The organism is Paenibacillus oralis, assembly GCF_003863965.1.
Lineage (GTDB): Bacteria > Bacillota > Bacilli > Paenibacillales > Paenibacillaceae > Fontibacillus > Fontibacillus oralis.
Window position 1 is genome coordinate 6,168,608 of record NZ_RRCN01000001.1, and the last position, 18,004, is coordinate 6,186,611.

An 18,004-nucleotide genomic window follows, 5' to 3' on the forward strand; every position below is an offset into this window, starting at 1 on the left:
GAAATTTGATTTGAGTTGAAAAAATAGCGACGGGAATTAACGTGTTACGTGCCTGCGAGCGGGTTTGCGGGGGCCTCGGGCCGCGGACGCAAGTAACGGTCATATTTGGCATGCTGCAAAATCAGCTCTTCAATATGGCCGGGTTTGACTACCGGGATGATGCCGGCCGCCTTCAGTTTAGCTTCGGGTACTTTGCCGATGCCCGCCGAAAAAAGCACCGAACAATCGCTTAAGCTGGCGATAATTTCCCGCAGCGTCGCCGCCTTGTCCCCGTTACAGCTCGCTTTGCCGTGACAATAAGCCTGCACTTTGCGAATTCCGAGGAAGGTGACGTTCTGTCCATCGGTCTCATACACCATAAACTCTTTGGCGTGGCCGAAATGCAGGTTGACCCGGCCTTCGCCCCGGGAGGCGACCGCTGCGCGCAGCCTGTAGCCAGCAGCTTCCGCGGGCGCTCCCGAAGCGGTGGCCGCCGGGCAAGCGCACCTGCTCCCGGACTTTCGTCCGGCAGCCGCTTTCGCCGCCTGGCGTTCCTCCAGACGCTTCACCTTCTCCTCCAGATCGGCTTGCAGCCGCTCCCGCGCTGCCGGATCAATCGGCGGCGCCGACGCGAGCTTCTCCCGCGTGAAGTCACCGCTGCGATCCTCGCCGAGCAGGCCGATGGCATCGGCGCGGCACTGCCGGCAATGCCTCATGATCTGCGCCCCCGCCCCGCCGCAAGCTTCTTGGACGGCGTGCAGCAGCTTAGGCGGCGGCGCCGCGCGGCCTTCCTGTTCATAACGGCTGCCCGGAGCGACAATCAAAGGCATAATGTTGTGCATAAAAGCCCCCAAGCGCTTCACCATGCCGGCCAGAACCGGCATATGCTCGTCATTGACGTCCGGGATCAGCACGGAGTTGACTTTGACCAGCACCCCCTTGTCGCTTAGAGCTTTCAGCCCGAGCAACTGGCGGGAGATAAGCAAGCTTGCCGCTTCCCGGCCTTCATATTTGCGGCCAGATTCCTCGTCATACACCCAGCCGTAAATTTGGCTGCCGATGTCCGGATCGACCGCATTGATCGTAATCGTGACGTGGGCAATGCCAAGTTCAACAATTTGATCAAGGTATTTCATCAGGTTCAAGCCGTTTGTGCTTAGGCAAAGCGTGACATCCGGAACGGCGCTGCGGATCCGGCGGAACGTATCAAACGTCTTATCCGGATTGGCCAGTGGATCGCCCGGACCGGCAATGCCGACGACGGACAATTGCAGAAGCTGGGCGGCAACGCCCGCCGCTTTGCGGGCCGCTTCTTCCGGAGTCAGCAGCTCGCTGACGACGCCGGGCCTGCTCTCGTTAACGCAGTCAAACTTCCGGTTGCAATAATGGCACCCGATATTGCAAGCCGGGGCCACCGGTACGTGCATCCGCGCGAAATAACGGTGCGCAGCTTCACTGTAGCAGGGGTGCCTGGCGACATCCCCATTCACGAATGAACTGGCGGCTTCACTTGCGGAATCCATGCGCCCCTCTCCTTTCTTTTCCTTCATTGTCAGCTTTCCAAATCAACGGGCCCGAATAATTTGAATAAACTGTAAAAATTTATCTATATCATAATTTCACGTTAAAACCGCGTCAATTAACGTATCACCAAATTCTGTCGATTTTGCGCCGAGTTAACAAATCAGTCAAAAATCGCGTCATATTAATTGACATATGAATTACATGGATCCGGTTACATTTCAAATTCTCAATTGCCCTTCCGAAGTATCTCGCGAATCGAAATAGAGGACTTTTGGGGCGTTATTTTGGTATTTTTATTTTGTTGGAGGAAAATAACGGAAATTTATGTTCTTATTTCACCGGAATGGCCGGAAAATCGGCCTGTGATCTACGTCTCCCTCCAAATAAAGCCATAAAATGTCCCTATTTTGTTCTGAACACTTAAAATAGACAAAATAACGCCTTTTAGGGGCGTTATTTCCGTGCTCGGTGAACGGGTGGGAGCGAACACGAGAGCCGGAGTTCACCAAGGCCAGCAAGCACAAAAAAATCCCCTCCGCCTAAACCGGAGGAATGCTCATCGGCTTAAGCAAAGGGGATTCTGTTGGTTTGTCGCAGGCTTAGCTTACGATCTCCGCAGCTTCATCGGAAGGAAGCAGGATTTCAAATACTTTTCCGTGCTGCAAAATAGTGATGCCTCTGGTTTTGTCTTTCATCACGACGACTTCCGGTTTGGCGGACATCCGTTCCAAATAGTGCTCGGGCACTTCGCCGGAGTTGCTGACGATCAAACCTTCCACTTCGCGTTCATCATTTTCGCCTAACTGCAGGTCAATCACTTGCTCAAACACATCCGAAAACTGTTCAAAGCTGTCGGTATACACCGAAATGCATTTCATGGGGTCTCTCATCCTCTACTATTTATCTTTGTCTGCTGGGTCACGCTTCTTCTTTATTTTTCCTGCTTCTCGGCTTTTTCATACGTTTCTTGCCTTCCCGGCACACGTCCAGGAGCGGGCAAACTTCGCATTTCGGGTTTTGCGCCTTGCAGTGGTATCTCCCGAAAAAAATGAGCCGATGATGCGTTAACGTCCACTCGTCCCGCGGCACCCGCTTCATTAGCTTTTTTTCGACCTCCAGGACGGAGTCGTCCCAACCTGCAAGCCCAAGCCGTTTGCTGACACGCTCCACATGAGTGTCAACCGCAATCGCCGGGACGTCAAACGCATTGGAAACGACCACATTGGCCGTTTTCCTTCCGACTCCGGGCAGCTGCACCAGCTCCTCGTGTTCGTGCGGCACTTCTCCCCCGTATCGTTCCAGCAAAATCCGGCACAGGTTGTGAATATGCTTCGCTTTGTTGCGGAACAAACCGATTTTGCGAATGTCCTGCTCCAGCTCCTCCAACGGAACCGAAAGATAATCTTCAGGCGTTTTATACTTCCGGAACAAATCCGCCGTGACTTTGTTCACGGTCGCATCGGTGCACTGCGCGGACAGGAGCACGGCAATCGTTAACTCAAAAGCGTTGCTATGGTTCAGCTCACAGCGCGCATCCGGAAACATGGCACCGATGGTGTCCAAAATATGACGGACATCTGCAGCATTCATGTCTCCACCCCTTCATCCGAGAAAAAACCGTCTTGAATCCGGGAAACATCCCGCATCAAGACGGTTAATCTCACGAAAAATGATCAATTATTGCTTTTCGATTTCAACTAGCTCGTCTCCGTTGAAATACAAAACAATTTTATCATTTTCCTGGAGCGATTGCACGGAAATCGTTGTGTCACCTTGGTGAATATAAGTATCCGAGGTGACCGCATACATATATGCATCATCGGCAATGCTCGCTCTTTTTACGACGATTTCTTTATTTACGCTGTCATAACGGGAGAAAGGCCGGCTAATGGAAGTCAACACTTTAACAGAGAGACCGCCGTCCGTCGTTTTGCTGACCACAACCCGGTCACCCGCCGACAGACCGCTCAGCGTTTCCGCAGTTTTGCCGTCACGTTCTACGGTTACGCTGCCGTCTTTCGCGTTGAACGATTCCGAACCGTCAGTATAAGTTTTGATCGTTAAAGCCGAACCATCAACGCTGGTTACCACGCCCAACGTAATTTCGACCCGCTGCACCTTAACCGCCGTCAAGCCTTCAAAGTCAACGTTGATCGTATCCCCTGCATTCAGAGCGGACAGCTTGATGGCTTTTCCTTCTTCATCAATCAACTGTGCCTTTTCCGCATAAATATAGTTGGACACCTTGCCTTTATTTGCGCTGATTCGATGATTGGAAGAATTTACGGAGTCCACTTTAAATTGTTCGGAAATTTTGGCACCCAGCAATTCCACTTCATTTTGCTTGGAGTTCAAAACCGCCACAACCGAATCTCCTTTGGAGAAATCGCGCAAAGTCGGGTTGGATTTTCCGTAGATTTCCACATCGATGCTGGAATCATACGGCAGAGTTACCTTCTCTCCTCCCGCAAGCTTGAGTTCGATTTCTTCTTCGGAGGTGTCGATGTTCACCAGCGTGCCTTCGTATTTGTATACAATTTGAATGGAGAGGGCTCGTTTGCCGAGATGCGTAATATTGACCACCCGGTTTTTGGTCAGAAGAGCTTCCATTCCTGCCAGCGTTTTTTCCTTGGTTCCGGAATCATAATCGAAAGTGGTCTCGTCACCCAGCGTAAATGCGTCCACATTCCCGTCTTTATCCATCACCATAAGCGCCTGCAGCTTGGGATCGTAGGAAACAACGGTCGCTTGCTCAAGCTGCTCCGAATTGCGGCCGAGAACTTCGATTTCAGTGACGACATCGTCGCCGTTCAGCGTCAGCTTGACCTGGTCGCCATCTTTCAAATCGGCGATCAAATCATCGATGCCGGGAGCGGCAATCCCGCCAATCTTCACTTTAGGCTCTTCGTCAAGCAGCTTCGTCTCCAGCGCACCGCTGCTTCTTTTGATCGTCAGCATGCTGCCGTCGGCGCCGATTTCCAGCAGCGTCCCTTCGATCGTCCGCTCGGTGCTTTCGGTCACCTTGAGGGAGACGAGAACGCTATTCGTCACCTTATATTCAACAGTGGCATCCTTCTGCAATTCGCTTAAGCTCATCAGTTGATTTTGATACTGGAGCAGCGCATTTTTATCGACTTCAAACTTGTAGGTCGAACCGTCTTTATCTTTTATCGTAACGGTGTTGCCGTCCGCATCAACCGCATCAACCACGCCGGTTCCGCTTTTGCTTAATACGGTCGATTGAATGATTACAGGCTTGCGCTGGCCGGAAAAAGTTTCCCGTTTAACGATCACTTTGCTGTCCAACGCAAGATCGGCCGGTTTGATCGCTTTGCCGCTTTGATCCAGGAACACTGTGCTGTCGTCATACGTAATCGTCTCGGAATCGTCATCGACGAGCAGCAGCAGCCGGTTGTCGCTGAGTACCCGCAGCAGCGTTCCTTCCAGGCTGTCCAACTGCTCCGCCGGATCGGTGATCTCAACGTAAGCGGCCGAACCCGTTTTATCGATCGCCATAACTTTCGTATACAGCTTCAATTGGCTTTTAGCGACTCTGGTTTCGGAGTCTTTGGTGAAATAAACGGTACGGTTGTCCAGAGCAAGGGTTTTCGTTTGTCCGTTCGCGTACAAAGTCAGCCCGTTGTCCGTCAAATTGGTGACGATGCCTTCATATACGTCCTCATAGCTGGCGCTGACATACTGGCCGCCCCGGCTTAAAAACGTAGCCATTTGGGCGCGCGTTACTTTGCCCTGCGGCTCGAATTTGTTGCCTTCAACCCCGGTCGTAATTTTCAATTGGACCGCCACATTCACGTATCCGCGAGCGTTCGCGGAAATGCTCGATTGGTCGGCAAAACCCGTGGACAAGGTAGCCGAGGCTTTCGCTTCCGCGTCTTTGCCCAAAGCCCGCACGAGAATTTTGGCGACCCATTCGCGCGTCGCTTTTTTCTCGCCCCAGGATTCTTTGTCCGCCGTTGCGGCGACTTCTTCGTTTTTATCCAGCAGATTCTTGGACAACGCCAGCTCCAGATAAGGCTTGAAATAGTTGCCGACTTTCAAATCGGCCGGAGCTCCCGAGCCGTCGCCCAATTGGGAATCCAGGTTCATCAGCCGGATCGCCATCGTGATCGCTTCCTGCTGCGTTACGACGTCCCCCGGCCGGAATTTTCCGGCATCGCCGAGGATGATCCCTTCGGCCGCCAGCTTGTATATATGCTTTTCCGCCCAAAAGCCGTTCGCTACGTCGCTGAACAGCTGCGCCGAGGAAACGGTTTGAGGAGTTTCCGTTTGTGAACTTCCCGTTTGCGAAGTTCCAGTTTGCGAAGTTCCTGTTTGTGAAGCCCCCGTGGACGTGGAAGACGTCTCATCGGCAAACACCGCTGCGCCTCCGCTAAGGCACATCGCCGTCACGAGCATGGCGGAAACCGCTCTTTTGGCATTTCTTTGATAACTGCGTTTAAATGATGCCATCCAATTCTCCCCTTATAAAAAGTTCTCTTTTCATGTTCGACGATAGGCAGGCAAATTCCTTCAAATTTCCTTAATTTCTTGACAGCGGGTGGTCTAATTCGACATGCCCCATCAAGGTGTCCACCTTTTCCCCGTCAACGAGCAGTTCGATGGCATTCACTTCCGAAAATTGAAACAGCGTTTTGGTCAGCGCTTCGATGGCCAGCGCCTCACCGCCGGCGCCAAGGTGCGCCTCATCCGGCAGCGACATATCGACCGTCAATACCCCGTCCGCAAGCGCGGCCGAATGAAAGACGGCTTTCTCCCAGAGGGCAAACAAGTCCGTTTTTTCGCTGGACTGCAGCGTTTTTAAAGCCGCTAAATATTTGTCCTTATCGGATTCAAACGAAATTTGCCGGGTTTCCTTCGTTAACTCCAGCATGTTATCGTCCGTGAAGTAAGCCTCGATCGATGCCGTTTGCTGCGGCGGTTGTTCTGGCTCCTTACCGTTATCCGCGCCTTGCGAGCCCTGCGTTTGCCCTTCGTTTTGCGGAGCCGTCGCCACAGGCTCCCCGATGGCCCCGTTCGAATCAGCGTTTCCCGTTCCGGTAGTCGGAGCGGTCTGCGGCTTTTGGCCGCAGCCGCTGCTCAGCAAGAGCAAAACAACCAGCATCCCCATGATCCATCCTTTTCTGTTCACGGTTGTTCCTCCTTCCCCGCGTTTAGTTTACGCCGAGATATTCTTTAATTCCGTCAACGATTCCCTGCGCCACATTGTTCTGGAATTCTTCCGTATAAAGCAGCGCATCATCGTTTTTGTTGCTCAAATATCCGCATTCCAGCAGCACGGCAGGCATGGTCGTTTCGCGCGTGACGTGCAGGCTTTGCGTGCGTACCTTGCGGTCCGGAAGGCCCGACGATTCCACGAGATGCTTGTGCATGACCTTCGCCAAACCCGCGCTTTCGGAGCGGGTGTAATACGTCTCAACCCCGCTCGCCGTCGCCGAGCCGGCATTCGCATGGATGGAAATAAAAATGTCCGCATTGGCATTTTCCGCAATCTTCACCCGATCCTGCAGCGTCGGATATGTATCGCTCTCCCGCGTCATCACGACGTTAATGTCCGGCCCTTGTTCCAAAAGCAGCTGTTGTACTTTCAGCGCAACGGCAAGGTTGAAGTCCTTTTCTCTTTTCTTCGTAATGCTGGTCGCTCCCGGATCGCTTCCTCCGTGCCCGGCATCAATCACGACCGTAGTCAATCCGTCGTCCACGTCCGTTCCGTCCCACGGATTAGTTGCGTCGGCATTCAAATCAACGATAATAAGTCCGTCATTTTCGTTTACCAGAGCGTAATTCACCTGATGATTCAGGTCCAGCACGACGCGTACGGTCGAAGGGTCGCTGCTGAACAAAGCGAATCTGACGCGGGAAACGTCCGGATAATCGGTCACTTCCATCATGCCGCTCTGATTGCTGTCCAGTGTTTGGCCGGTCGCAAGCGACTCGGCAAAAGCGGTTTGCGGCAGATCCACCACCAGCCGGTCGGGGCCGGTCATCGTAAAAATGTTCGGCTTCACGTTCTTGTCCACGGCGATCATCAAACGATTGTTAACAAAGCTGATCCCGTTGACGGAAGCCAATTCGCCGCCATTTTCCGGGTCAACCGGCGCTCCTGGCTGTCCCGATTCGTTGCCCGACGCGGGGTTGCCTGTACTGCCGCTTCCGCTGCCGGAGCTCGGGCTTAATAAATAAGCCGCTTTCTTGGAATTATCCCAGGATACCGTAAGCCCCATCTGCTCACCGACGAACCGCAGAGGGACAAGCGTGGTGTCTTTAGCCAGCTTGGGAGCGGCAGGCAGCTTGACTTCACTGCCGTTTACCGTTGCCGTCGTCTTGTTGACGGCCAAAGTGAGAATTGTTCCGGGTTGCTGTATGGTTACCGTGCCCGTCTTTTTTTCCCAGTTGACGTCAAACCCTAGCTCCTCCGCGACGACACGAATTGGAATCATCACATTTCCATTAACATTTTGAACTTGTCCATTTTTGGGCAAGGTTAGCGCCCTGCCATCCAGAAAAACACTGGTACTACCCGCGGCAGCATGTCCCGTTTGCGAAAACGCAAACAAAAAAATCAAAGTGAACAACATTGCCGCTAAATTTTTTTTCCTCATCCGTCACCCCTACCATCCTAGTATTTTTGCCTCATGACGACCGATAAAAAATCACTCAAAACTTCGACATCACCAGACGACATATTAGACGCTTTAAGCCCTGAAAAGTTGCGAAATTATGGCATTTTTCTGCGTATAATTTGCTACTGCTTCCTCTCAAACTACTGAGTTGCCTGATTTTGAGAAAAAAACAAGGCTGTCCCTAAGGTCAAGTTTATGACCTTTTGAGACAGCCTGTTTTCAGCTTTTAAAGACTTCCTTTATTCTCTGGTGATTGGGTGCTCGAGGTCCACGTGGCCCATAAGCGATTCAACCTTCTCCCCGCCTACCGTGACCTCGATTCGTTTCACCTCGTCGAACTGAAACATCGTCTTTTTCAGCGCTTCGATGGCCAGCGCCTCGCCGCCTGCGCCGAGCCGGGCTTCGTCCGGCAGTTCAATATCGAGCGCCAATTCGCCGTTCGCCCCGGAAAAAGCGGCGCTGTTGAGCTTCACTTTCTCCCACAAGGAAATCAAACCTTGATCGGCCGACTGCAATGCCTTAAACGCTTCTTCATATTTGCTGTGCCCTTCCGGCACCTCAATCTCCCGCTGAACCGGCTTCAATTCCATCAGATCTTCATCCGTAAAATAAACCTCGACCGTCAGCTTAACTTGCTCCGCTGTTTGCTGCGGGCCGCTTGCATCAGTCTGACCCGCTCCCTCACCGCCGGCCCCCTGACTGGAATCGACCGGCCCGCCTTGGCTATGATCCGCGCCGCCTTCCGCGACGTTCGAAGCATTCCCGGTATCCGCCGGCATAGCTGCAGGCTTTTGTCCGCAGCCCGCCAGCGCCAGCAGAGCGATGATCAGCAAAAGATATCCCATTTTTCTCATGCCGCTACCCCCTTCTTTATTGCGTGTTTTCGACAAAATCACAGGCCCAAATATTCCTTAATCCCCGCCACTATACCTTCGGCAACGCGCTGTTGTAGTTCCTCGGTATACATGAGAGACTCGTCGTTCTTGTTGCTGAGGTACCCCACTTCAAGAAGAACCGCGGGCATCGTCGTCTCGCGGGTGACGTGCAGGCTGCTGTAGCGCACCTTGCGGTCCGCCAGACCCGTTGCCTGGACGAGATGACTGTGCATCACATTGGCGAGGGGAATGCTTTCCTCCCTGGTATAATACGTTTCCGAACCGCTCGGATTGGCCGGCGGATCAATGCTGTTGCCGTGAATGGAAACAAATACGTCGGCGCCGATATCATTGGCTATTTTTACCCGATCCTGCAGCGACAACGTCACGTCCGAATCCCGGGTCATTACAAAATCAAACTCCGTTTCCTGCTCCAATAAAGCCTGTACCTTTAACGCCACAGCCAGCGTAAAATCCTTCTCCTGCCGCTTCGTTATGCTGGTCGCCCCCGGCTGAGTGCCGCCATGTCCCGCATCGATGACGACGATCGGCTTACCGTCCGCCCCGAAATCCCAGCCTCCATTTACGGCGTCCGCGGTCAAGTCAACGGTAACGAGGCCGTCGCCGTTGTTCGTCACCTTAAACTGGCTGCTGCGGTTCAAATCGATCACGAAGCGGACCGTCCCCGGTTCTGCGCTGTATAACGAATAGCGGATTTTCGACACGTCCGGATATCCGGTTACCGCGAGTTCCCCTTTGTTACTCTCGTCCAACGGATATTGCTTCAGAAAGGACTCGTCAAAACCGGCATTCGGCACGTCAACGACGATCCGGTCCGGACCGGTCATCGTAAACGCGTTTGGTTCAACGCTGCCGGATACCGCAAACATCAAACGGTTTTCTCCGAAGCTGATCCCCGTAATAAGCGCCGGATCGGTCACCTCGCTTTCCGTTCCATCTTTCCCTTCTTCTTCCCGCGTATCCGCGGTCATGCCTTCATCATCGTTCGAAGGCGTGTATGTACTGTCTTGCCCCGGCTCATCCGCCGGCACCTTGATTTCATCGTCCGACGCCGCGGCCCCGCTGACATGCCCGGGCAGAACGCCGTCAGCCGAACCGCCAACCGGACTATATAAATACGCGGATTTGGATTCGTTGTTCCAACTTACATTTAACCCCATTTGTTCGCCGACAAATCGCAGCGGAACCAAAGTCGTGTCGCCCTGCAGAAAAGGAGCGCCGTTCAGCTTCACTTTTCGTTCATCCACAACGGACGTTTCCTCGCCGATCTTCAGCTTCAGGTTGGTCTCTCCCTGCTTGATCGTCAACGTACTATTCGCTTTGTCCCAATTGACGTCGTAGCCAAGCCCTTCGACGATCACGCGGATCGGTACCATCACGCTTCCATGGACAATCCCGGCCTGCGCATTTTCCGGCTGCACCAGCTCTTGGCCGTCCAAATAAATGTGCGTGCCGGAAGAAGCCGCATGGCTTAAACCCGGCAACCCAAGCAAAAAAAGCCATGCAAACAAGAAAAAGCCGATTTTCTTCATCAACCTCATCCCTACCTCACCCTAGTAAAATTTACCGACAAAAAGAACCCTCATCCGCAAAAGGCTGCTAATTACTTCCATGATATCAGAAAAAAACGTCCCCTGATAGACTTATATTTTCAGAGAGAGACAAAAACGGACATTCGATTCCGCGCGAGCTGTCCAACGAAAAACATAAGGGCATAAAGTGTCGCTATTCCCGCGATATTCGTCCATTGGAGAGAGATAGAGGCAGTTTATGTCGCTATTTTCCCCTGTAGCAAGGAAATGCCCGCGATCTGGACCATTCATGGGAAAATAAGGACAAAAAATGCCGTTAATGGGGATGAACATGCCTGGCTCCAGGCAATAAGAACATAAAGTGCCGCTATTTCTGCGGCCTCCCGCAAATGTGGCCGTCACCGCCTTATGAACGCAAAAACTCCCGGTCATAAACCGGGAGCTCCTGTACTTTGACGGCTAAAGTTTAACCGAATCTTCTTTGCTCGTATGCTGCGATCAAATCCTCGTGCTGCAGCGTCAGGCCGATGTCGTCCAGGCCTTGCAGCAGGAATTGGCGGCGGTGCTCGTCAAGGTCAAACGCGATATTCAGGCCGTGTTCGTCCTTAATCGTCTTTTCTTCCAGATCCACCGTCAGCTTGTAGCCTTCATGGGCCGCCGTGCGCTGGAACAGCTCTTCAACCTGCTCCTCCGACAGCTTGATCGGCAAAATGCCGTTTTTGAAGCAGTTGTTGTAGAAAATATCCGCAAAAGACGGCGCGATGACGCAGCGGAATCCGTAATCGAGGATCGCCCACGGCGCATGTTCCCGCGAAGAGCCGCAGCCGAAATTCGCGCGCGAAATGAGGATCGACGCGCCTTCATAACGCGATTTGTTTAAATCAAAATCGGGATTGACGTTCCCTTCGGTGTCAAAACGCCATTCGTAGAACAGAAACTGTCCAAACCCCGTACGTTCGATGCGTTTAAGGAATTGCTTAGGAATAATGGCGTCGGTATCGACATTGACGCGGTCCACAGGACCGACGGTGCCGGTCAGTTTTTTAAATGCTTCCATCGATCGATTCTCCCCTTTTTACCTTGATTAGCTCAGGACTTCGCTTTTGATTTCCCACTCGCGAACATCGACAAAACGTCCCTTGATCGCAGCCGCGGCCGCCATCGCCGGAGAAACGAGGTGCGTTCTGCCGCCGCGGCCCTGCCGTCCTTCAAAGTTCCGGTTGGAGGTGGAAGCACAGCGCTGTCCGGGCTGGAGAACGTCCGGGTTCATCGCCAGGCACATGCTGCAGCCGGCATCACGCCATTCAAATCCGGCTTCCGTAAAGATCTTGTCCAGGCCTTCCTGCTCCGCCTGAATTTTTACGCGGCCGGAGCCCGGTACGACAATCGCCGTGACTTTGCCGGAAACCTTGTAGCCTTTGGCGATTTGCGCCGCGGCGCGCAAGTCTTCAATCCGTCCGTTCGTGCAGGAGCCGATAAACACATAGTCGATCTCGATGTTCGCCATCGGCGTGCCTGGCGTCAGGCCCATGTATTCAAGCGCCTTTTCGGCTGCTTTGCGTTCGTTGTCGGTAGTGAAATCGGCCGGATTCGGCACGCGTCCGTCGATGCTGGTGCCCATGCCCGGGCTTGTGCCCCAGGTAACCTGCGGAATCAGCGAATCCACGTCAAATTCGACCACGCGGTCGTATTCCGCGCCTTCGTCGGTCACCAGCTTCTTCCATTCGGCCACCGCTTGCTCGAACGCTGCGCCTTGCGGCACATGCTGACGCCCGCGCAAATAATCAAACGTCGTATCGTCCGGTGCAATCAGCCCCGCTCTGGCGCCGGCTTCGATCGACATGTTGCAGACGGTCATCCGCTCTTCCATCGACAGTTCGCGGATCGCTTCGCCCGTATACTCAATGACATACCCGGTCGCAAAATCGGTGCCGTATTGGGCGATCACGCCGAGGATCATATCTTTGGCCGTTACGCCGGGCTTACGTTTGCCGACGAACCGCACTTCCAGCGTTTTGGCTTTAGCCTGCTGCAAGCATTGCGTAGCCAACACGTGCTCTACCTCGCTGGTGCCGATCCCGAAGGCCAAAGCCCCAAACGCGCCGTGCGTCGACGTATGGCTGTCGCCGCAAACGATCGTTTTGCCCGGATGCGTAAGGCCCAGCTCCGGACCCATAACGTGAACGACGCCTTGATCGATCGTGTCCAAATCGTACAAAGTCACGCCGAAATCGCGGCAGTTTTGCGACAGCGTGTCGATCTGCTGTTTGGAGATCGGGTCGCTGATATTGTAGCGGTCTTTGGTCGGAACGTTGTGGTCCATCGTCGCGAAGGTCAGTTCCGGACGGCGTACCTTGCGGCCGCTCAGCCGCAGACCCTCAAACGCCTGAGGCGAAGTGACCTCATGCACGAGATGCAAATCGATATAAATAATGCTCGGTTTGCCCTCTTCCTGATAAATCACGTGATTATCCCAAATTTTCTCATACATCGTTTTTTTACTGCTCATTTTTTTCACCCCACACAAGGAATCGAACCTGGAACAAAGCGGAATGCCGGCGGTTTTACAACCAATTTGGCCAGCGCTTTGTATGTTGAATTCAATATAGCACGTTCCCGTTAATTGTTCCAAGATATAATAACTATAATTGTGATAGGGTCAGCCTATAAGGATGCCTTTATTTTTGAAATAATCCAGTCTATTGCAAGACCAAAAAGCAACCAGAAGGAAAAATGAATCCCATAAAGAACTAACTGCCACAATAGTTCGCTATTCATCGTATGGTGCAATTTCGTCAACTCGGGATTAAACCATAATAACGGTGGGCTTGTAAGAGCGAGCAACAGGTTTTTGTCATCGTATCCCATGAGATTATAAACACAAACAACCAATGAAAGCAGCGGTAGCCAGAAGCTCAGCTTTTTTATTAATTTCAACATGTTAATTCCCCCATTACTAGTTTGTTTGAATACTTGGGATATGAAGAAGTAGCGGGTTACAAGGTATATAATGATCCTACAGACAATAATGGCAACATCCGTTTTATTATCGCCAGCCAAGGCAAGGACTATGGTATCGATGAGGATACGGTTATTGTTAAACTTAAATTCAAAGCAATCGCAGTCGGTACGGGGGACGTAGACGCCTTAAAGGGTAGAATCGCGGATACAGAGCAAGAATATGATTTGGACGAAGAAAACTGCTTACAGGATACAGTAACCGTAGTTGCACCGGCTATTTTGGACGTAAATAAGTCGGGGGAGTATACATTGGTTGACCTCGCTATCGATGCGTTTTACTTTGGAAATGCTGTTGCCGATACAGATACAGTCAACCACCAAGCCGACCAGGTGATCGATGAAACCGTAAATGATGACGACCTCCTCTATATTGTAAATCAAATATTGAATAACCCTAACTACACACCGAATTTATAATCCACACCGTAGAAGCCCTGGGAGTTTTAAGCTCTCTCAGGGCTTTATATCGTTTCTTTTCCGTTTCAGAGTCGTCCTAACCAACGCAACGATTGACAAGGCTAGATTCTGGATACAGCTGTTGTCGGTAAACTACCGGCGGCAGCTTTTTGAATTGGAAGGCATACGAATATTTAAATTATTTTTACACATATTACCTTTTGAAGTTCACGGATACGGTTCCGAGGGAGGATCGCCATGGCAAGGCCGCTTGAAGCAAACGTGGAATATCTGAAGCGCACCCTTAGCCATTTTTCCGATGCCGTCTTCAAGGAATTGGATGTAGGGCAAACCGGCTTTCAAGTCATCATTGTCTATCTCTCCGGGATCGCGGACATCAATGCAATTAATGAACAAATCGTCAAACCGTTGATTCTGGCGGGGCTCGGGGACAATAAACCTGCGTATGCCCCGGAAACATTAAAGGAAGACCTGCTGCAGAAGACCGCTTCGCCGATCGGAATTGAAACGGGCGAGTTTCTGGATAAGTGTGTTTTGGAAGTATTGTCGGGGAAGACTTGCCTGCTCATTGAAGGAATCGATGAAGCGCTGATTGTAGAGACCGCAAATTTCCCTGCTCGAAATGTGGAAGAACCCGCTACCGAAACTTTGGTAAGAGGACCGAGGCAAGGTTTTGTCGAAGACATGGCCAGCAATCTTGCCATGATCAGACGATTTGTGAAGGACGTCAGTTTCAAAATCGATAAATACCGGGTTGGAAAAAGATCTTCCCGAAACTTGGCCGTGCTCTATATCGCCGACATTGCCAATCCGGAACTGGTTCAGGACATCAAAAAAAGGATTGAATCCATCGACATCGACGATGTACAAGATAGCGGGATCGTAGAGCAATTGATCGAGGAAACACCGTGGTCTCCGTTTCCGCAGCTTCAAGCGACGGAACGCTCGGATAAAGCGGTGAGCGCCCTGATGGGCGGAAAGGTTGTCATCATGCTGGACGGCACGCCGTTCGTGCTGATAGCTCCGATGACTTTCTGGATGCTGGCCCAATCCCCGGAGGATTATTACGAACGGTTCCCGTTAGGGTCATTTTTTCGCATTCTTCGTCTAATGGCGTTGTTTATAGCAACTTTCCTGCCTTCCCTATACGTCAGCTTGGTTTCCTTCCATCCCGGGCTCATCCCGCCCGATCTGGTCATGTCCATTGTGGCCTCGCGGAAAGGCATCCCTTTTCCGGTCTTTGTCGAGGCTCTAATCATGGAAGTGTCATTGGAAATCCTGCGCGAGGCAAGCTTGCGGCTGCCCAAAGGCATAGGCCAGGTCATCGGCATTGTTGGAGGGCTTGTCATCGGGGAAGCGGCCATTGAGGCGTCGATCGTCAGTCCTTTCATGGTGATTATCGTCGGGGTTACCGCGATCTCATCCTTTGCGAGTCCGCAATACAGCGGCAGTATCGGCATCCGCCTGCTGCGCTTCCCGGTTATGCTGGTTGCCTCGGTATACGGGCTCTACGGGGTGATCCTGTCGTTCATATTTCTGGGTGCCCATATGGTTCGGATCAAAAGCTTCGGCGTTTCTTACATGGCGCCTTTGGCCCCGATCCGATTAAGAGATCAGCAAGATACTTGGGTTCGCGTTCCTTTCAGGTATCTCAAAAAGCGTTCATTAACGTTAAAAACTCAGGACGAGACATTGTCCCACAGAAAAAGGAAGTAAACCTATGACAGCTTTTATCTTTCGGTTCCGCCGCATCCGGCTGCTGCAAAAATGCATTGCCGGATGGATGGCCTGCGCCGTGCTTGCCGGTTGCTGGGACAGCAGGGAAATCGAAGACTTGAGCATCATTCTCGGCGTTGCCATCGATATGGATCAGGATATGCTTGAACTTACTTATCAGCATTTAATCGCTCAGAAAAAACAAGAAAATGCATACACCAACATAACAACGCTTTACGGGGATTCCATCCAGTATGCCTCTAGAGAACAGGCGAAACAGGTGGCTCGTGCACCCTTGTACAATTTTATCCGGCTGGTCTTGATCAGCGATCAGGCTTTGCGGAAGTGGCGGATCGACCAATTGCTGGATACGTATAACCGCTCCTACAAAACGAGCCGAAATTCGGTTGTTATGGTTGTGAAGGGCAGTGCCAAAGAAGCTCTGGCGAAGATGGGCAAACATAAAGACATCCCTTCCGTGGATTTGAGGGATCTAGCCAAAAACAGCGCTTTAAACGAAAAAATACCACCAAAGATCACGTTGGGAGACATTTCGATCCGGATTTCGCAGGGAGCCGATTTTTTAATTCAACGGCTGGATACCGGCGAAGGCGGCAATCGTCTGACAGGCGCGGCCCTGATCAGCGGCCAAACGAAGAAATTTGCCGGCTGGCTAGACGAGGAGGATATCAGCGGGATCAATTGGATGCTGGGAAACACGGAGGGGACTGTTGTTAAAGCCGAGGATCCGCGGACGAACCACGCGATGGTATTTGAAGTCGACAAAGTGAAGAGAAAACTCATCCCGCGTGCCAATGGACAGGATATCTCATTTACGGTCCGGATTAAAACCGCCCTTAATCTGAACGAGAACCGGGTTGTCTCTGCCGATCTTCTGAAGGAACCGTTTCTGCAAACGGCCAGGGAAGCGGCGCAGGAAGAAATCAAAGAGAGCGTGCTTCGGTCTTTAAGCAAACTTCGGAAGGAAAAAGCGGATGTGGCCGGTTTTCGCACAAAAATAAAAACGGACTATCCCGAAGCCTGGGATCGCGTGAAGAACAACTGGCCGGATACTTTCAGTCAAATCCCGATCGACGTTCTGGTGGATGCCGAAGTAAGGCAAACGGGAGCTTATTCTAAAGGAGCGGGGTCGCCATGACAAATCTGCCTACCATGAAACATGAAAAAATCTCCACTCTACAAACCGTTCTTACGGTCACCTCGACCGTGTACGCCGTGGGAATTGTGAGTTTGCCCAGAAGTATAGCGGAAAAGGCGCAAACTCCCGATGTTTGGCAGGGACTGCTCTTGTCCAGCTTGCTGGGGTTGGTCGCCGTTTTTATCAATGTGAGCTTATGCCGGCGATTTCCCGGGGAGACGTTTTATAAGATAAGTACACGGGTTGCGGGTAAATTTATCGGACACCTCATCAACCTTTCATTTATTGTATACTGCCTGTTGGTCTGCTCGCATGTAGTAAGAATGATGGCGGAATTTATCAAAGCTCTGGCCCTGGAGAGAACACCGATAAGCGCGATTCTTATCCCGTTTCTGCTGCTTGTCGGTTATTTGACCTCGGGCGGCCTTCATGTGATGGTCCGGTTGGTGGAGCTTTTTTTTCCCTTAACCTTTGTCGTTTTTTTGCTGCTGATTATTCTCAATATCAACCACTTCGATCCGGATTATTTGCGTCCCGTTTTTCATAAGGGATGGAGGCCGATCCTTCAATCTCTGGAGGTAGTTCCCTTTTCAACCCTAGGTTTCGAATCCATGCTCATCTTAACGAGTTTCATGGTTCATCCGCAAAAGGCGTGGAAGGCGGGAGCGATCGGCTATTCCGTCGCCATGGGGTTGTATCTCCTCATGGTGACGATGGTCATCGCCTGCATGTCCGTGGAAGAAGTTTCCCGCTTGCAGTGGCCGGTTGTTTCTTTTGCCCAGCAAATCGAATTTCCCGGCGCGTTCCTGGAACGGTTTGAATTGTTGTTTATCGTCTTGTGGACGATTAAAATTTACATGACCACGGCAAATTACTATTTTTACATTGTCGCCGGACTCAGCCAACTTACGCAAAAATGGAACAGGTACATCTATTACCTTCCGTTAGTTTTACTGTTTGCCGCAGCCATGTATCCTCAAAATTTTGTGGAAATCGACAGGATGGGCCAATTCACGGGTTATTTCGGAGTCGTTGCTTGCGCTGTAATACCGCTGTTGCTGTTGATCTCATCCTTCATTTTCCGCCGAAAAGGAAGCCTCAATGCGTACTCTCGGTGAA

The 18,004-nt window shown here is 51.7% G+C and carries 15 protein-coding genes; 4 read left to right on the forward strand and 11 right to left on the reverse strand.

Annotated elements, in window-relative coordinates; translation table 11 throughout:
* Positions 1–44 precede the first annotated feature (44 nt).
* The 11 genes from nifB to EHV15_RS27525 all read right to left on the reverse strand — a co-directional run bounded on the left by nifB (position 45) and on the right by EHV15_RS27525 (position 13,512).
* Positions 45–1,502 carry a nitrogenase cofactor biosynthesis protein NifB gene (gene nifB / locus EHV15_RS27475; protein WP_128634033.1) on the reverse strand — a complete coding sequence of 486 codons (1,458 nt, stop codon included), beginning with the start codon at positions 1,500–1,502 and terminating at the stop codon, positions 45–47.
* Positions 1,503–2,102: 600 nt separating this feature from the next.
* Positions 2,103–2,381 carry an NAD/NADP transhydrogenase alpha subunit gene (locus EHV15_RS27480; protein ID WP_128634034.1) on the reverse strand — a complete coding sequence of 93 codons (279 nt, stop codon included), beginning with the start codon at positions 2,379–2,381 and terminating at the stop codon, positions 2,103–2,105.
* 40 nt (positions 2,382–2,421) lie between these two features.
* Positions 2,422–3,093 (reverse strand): endonuclease III, encoded by a 672-nt coding sequence (gene nth / locus EHV15_RS27485; protein WP_128634035.1) that lies wholly within the window; start codon positions 3,091–3,093, stop codon positions 2,422–2,424.
* Between the two features lie 87 nt (positions 3,094–3,180).
* Entirely contained in the window at positions 3,181–5,973 is a 2,793-nt protein-coding gene (locus EHV15_RS27490; protein WP_128634036.1) for an S-layer homology domain-containing protein, read from the reverse strand.
* A 70-nt stretch (positions 5,974–6,043) separates the two neighbouring features.
* Complete coding sequence (locus EHV15_RS27495; RefSeq protein WP_246061803.1) at positions 6,044–6,652, reverse strand: GerMN domain-containing protein; 609 nt, start codon at positions 6,650–6,652, stop codon at positions 6,044–6,046.
* Between the two features lie 22 nt (positions 6,653–6,674).
* Positions 6,675–8,123, reverse strand: coding sequence for an N-acetylmuramoyl-L-alanine amidase family protein (locus EHV15_RS27500; protein WP_128634037.1), 1,449 nt, complete (start codon positions 8,121–8,123; stop codon positions 6,675–6,677).
* 260 nt (positions 8,124–8,383) lie between these two features.
* On the reverse strand, positions 8,384–8,998 hold the full coding sequence (locus EHV15_RS27505) for a GerMN domain-containing protein (RefSeq protein WP_128634038.1): 615 nt from the start codon (positions 8,996–8,998) through the stop codon (positions 8,384–8,386).
* 38 nt (positions 8,999–9,036) lie between these two features.
* Positions 9,037–10,572: an N-acetylmuramoyl-L-alanine amidase family protein gene (locus EHV15_RS27510; protein ID WP_128634039.1), complete on the reverse strand. Its 1,536-nt coding sequence runs from the start codon at positions 10,570–10,572 to the stop codon at positions 9,037–9,039.
* A gap of 466 nt (positions 10,573–11,038) precedes the next feature.
* Positions 11,039–11,629: a 3-isopropylmalate dehydratase small subunit gene (leuD, locus tag EHV15_RS27515; RefSeq protein WP_128634040.1), complete on the reverse strand. Its 591-nt coding sequence runs from the start codon at positions 11,627–11,629 to the stop codon at positions 11,039–11,041.
* A 27-nt stretch (positions 11,630–11,656) separates the two neighbouring features.
* Complete coding sequence (gene leuC / locus EHV15_RS27520; RefSeq protein WP_128634041.1) at positions 11,657–13,081, reverse strand: 3-isopropylmalate dehydratase large subunit; 1,425 nt, start codon at positions 13,079–13,081, stop codon at positions 11,657–11,659.
* 155 nt (positions 13,082–13,236) lie between these two features.
* On the reverse strand, positions 13,237–13,512 hold the full coding sequence (locus EHV15_RS27525; protein WP_128634042.1) for a hypothetical protein: 276 nt from the start codon (positions 13,510–13,512) through the stop codon (positions 13,237–13,239).
* A 33-nt stretch (positions 13,513–13,545) separates the two neighbouring features.
* Between EHV15_RS27525 and EHV15_RS27530 the strand changes: the two genes are divergently transcribed.
* The 4 genes from EHV15_RS27530 to EHV15_RS27545 all read left to right on the forward strand — a co-directional run bounded on the left by EHV15_RS27530 (position 13,546) and on the right by EHV15_RS27545 (position 18,003).
* Positions 13,546–14,010, forward strand: coding sequence for a hypothetical protein (locus EHV15_RS27530; RefSeq protein WP_128634043.1), 465 nt, complete (start codon positions 13,546–13,548; stop codon positions 14,008–14,010).
* Positions 14,011–14,247: 237 nt separating this feature from the next.
* On the forward strand, positions 14,248–15,726 hold the full coding sequence (locus EHV15_RS27535) for a spore germination protein (protein WP_128634044.1): 1,479 nt from the start codon (positions 14,248–14,250) through the stop codon (positions 15,724–15,726).
* Between the two features lie 4 nt (positions 15,727–15,730).
* Positions 15,731–16,885, forward strand: a complete 1,155-nt coding sequence (locus EHV15_RS27540) for a Ger(x)C family spore germination protein (protein ID WP_128634045.1) — start codon at positions 15,731–15,733, stop codon at positions 16,883–16,885.
* Positions 16,882–18,003, forward strand: a complete 1,122-nt coding sequence (locus EHV15_RS27545; protein WP_128634046.1) for a GerAB/ArcD/ProY family transporter — start codon at positions 16,882–16,884, stop codon at positions 18,001–18,003. Before EHV15_RS27540 ends, EHV15_RS27545 begins: the two co-directional genes overlap by 4 nt.
* Position 18,004: the final 1 nt, after the last annotated feature.

Excerpts from the sequence above, each read along its gene's own strand:
- nifB (WP_128634033.1), bottom strand. The coding sequence starts at position 1,502 with ATGGATTCCGCAAGTGAAGCCGCCAGTTCATTCGTGAATGGGGATGTC.
- EHV15_RS27480 (WP_128634034.1), bottom strand. The coding sequence starts at position 2,381 with ATGAAATGCATTTCGGTGTATACCGACAGCTTTGAACAGTTTTCGGAT.
- nth (WP_128634035.1), bottom strand. The coding sequence starts at position 3,093 with ATGAATGCTGCAGATGTCCGTCATATTTTGGACACCATCGGTGCCATG.
- EHV15_RS27490 (WP_128634036.1), bottom strand. The coding sequence starts at position 5,973 with ATGGCATCATTTAAACGCAGTTATCAAAGAAATGCCAAAAGAGCGGTT.
- EHV15_RS27500 (WP_128634037.1), bottom strand. The coding sequence starts at position 8,123 with ATGAGGAAAAAAAATTTAGCGGCAATGTTGTTCACTTTGATTTTTTTG.
- EHV15_RS27505 (WP_128634038.1), bottom strand. The coding sequence starts at position 8,998 with ATGAGAAAAATGGGATATCTTTTGCTGATCATCGCTCTGCTGGCGCTG.
- EHV15_RS27510 (WP_128634039.1), bottom strand. The coding sequence starts at position 10,572 with ATGAAGAAAATCGGCTTTTTCTTGTTTGCATGGCTTTTTTTGCTTGGG.
- leuD (WP_128634040.1), bottom strand. The coding sequence starts at position 11,629 with ATGGAAGCATTTAAAAAACTGACCGGCACCGTCGGTCCTGTGGACCGC.
- leuC (WP_128634041.1), bottom strand. The coding sequence starts at position 13,081 with ATGAGCAGTAAAAAAACGATGTATGAGAAAATTTGGGATAATCACGTG.
- EHV15_RS27525 (WP_128634042.1), bottom strand. The coding sequence starts at position 13,512 with ATGTTGAAATTAATAAAAAAGCTGAGCTTCTGGCTACCGCTGCTTTCA.
- EHV15_RS27535 (WP_128634044.1), top strand. The coding sequence starts at position 14,248 with ATGGCAAGGCCGCTTGAAGCAAACGTGGAATATCTGAAGCGCACCCTT.
- EHV15_RS27540 (WP_128634045.1), top strand. The coding sequence starts at position 15,731 with ATGACAGCTTTTATCTTTCGGTTCCGCCGCATCCGGCTGCTGCAAAAA.
- EHV15_RS27545 (WP_128634046.1), top strand. The coding sequence starts at position 16,882 with ATGACAAATCTGCCTACCATGAAACATGAAAAAATCTCCACTCTACAA.